Source organism: Polaromonas sp. P1_G4, assembly GCF_056405475.1.
Genome location: NZ_JBFUCA010000927.1, coordinates 1 through 917, shown reverse-complemented (window position 1 = coordinate 917; position 917 = coordinate 1). Strand labels below are relative to the sequence as shown.

The following is a 917-nucleotide window of genomic DNA, read 5'->3' as shown; positions in this document are numbered from 1 at the left end:
GCACTGGGGTTGTCCAGCAAGGCAAGCAAGAGATGCTCAACGGTGATGAACTCGTGGCGCTGCTGACGCGCCTCGACAAACGCCATATGCAAGCTGACTTCTAGTTCCTGGGCAATCATTGATCTTCCTTTCGGCTTGCTTGGGTTAACTCTACTGACTTATGAAGGGAATATTGGCCGGATTTACGATTATTCAATGGGCTCACTGACACACTGCAGCGGATGGCCGTTTTTCCGGGCAGCTTCGGTCACCTGGTCCACCTTGGTCGCCGCTACGTCCCTGGAAAACACGCCGCAGACGCCTTTKCCGTCCAGATGGATCTTCAGCATGATCTGCGTGGCGGTGTCATGGTCCTTGTTGAAAAACTCCTGGATTACCACCACCACGAACTCCATGGGGGTGTAGTCGTCGTTGAGCAGGACCACCTGGTACATCTGCGGGGGCTTGGTCTTTTGCGGCCGGCGCTCCAATACGACCGACTCTCCCCCATTGCCGTTATCAGGCTTGATAGCCGGGACTGGGGGCTGCACCGGAGAGTTGGGGGATTTGGGAGACTTGGTTGCCATGGAATTCATTCTAGCCACCGATGTAGTCCAGTGCGCCTGATAGGGAAATTGGTGGCGGGAACGCGACATTCAAGCGTGATTTTTTTCCTTTTCTGCGGCCAAGAAAAAAACCGCCGCGGGATTGCTCCCGGGCGGTTCTCGGAAAAACCGGCTGAGCCAGCTTTACATGTGGTCGATCATGACCTGGCCAAAGCCGGAGCAGCTGACCTGGGTTGCGCCTTCCATGAGGCGGGCGAAGTCATAAGTGACCTTCTTGGAGTCGATGGATTTTTCCATCGAGCTGATGATCAGGTCGGCAGCCTTGGTCCAGCCCATGTGGCGCAGCATCATTTCGGCCGAGAGGATTTCGGA

The 917-nt window shown here is 55.7% G+C and carries 3 protein-coding genes; all 3 read right to left on the bottom strand.

Going from position 1 to position 917, the window contains the following annotated elements:
- Nucleotides 1-119, bottom strand: a 119-nt coding sequence (locus AC1D1X_RS24510; protein WP_477699514.1) for a Clp protease N-terminal domain-containing protein, incomplete at its 3' end; no start/stop codon positions are given.
- Between the two features lie 69 nt (nt 120-188).
- Nucleotides 189-566, bottom strand: a complete 378-nt coding sequence (clpS, locus tag AC1D1X_RS24505; protein ID WP_457280765.1) for an ATP-dependent Clp protease adapter ClpS — start codon at nt 564-566, stop codon at nt 189-191.
- Between the two features lie 162 nt (nt 567-728).
- Nucleotides 729-917, bottom strand: a 189-nt coding sequence (locus AC1D1X_RS24500; protein ID WP_477699513.1) for an isocitrate/isopropylmalate family dehydrogenase, incomplete at its 5' end; no start/stop codon positions are given.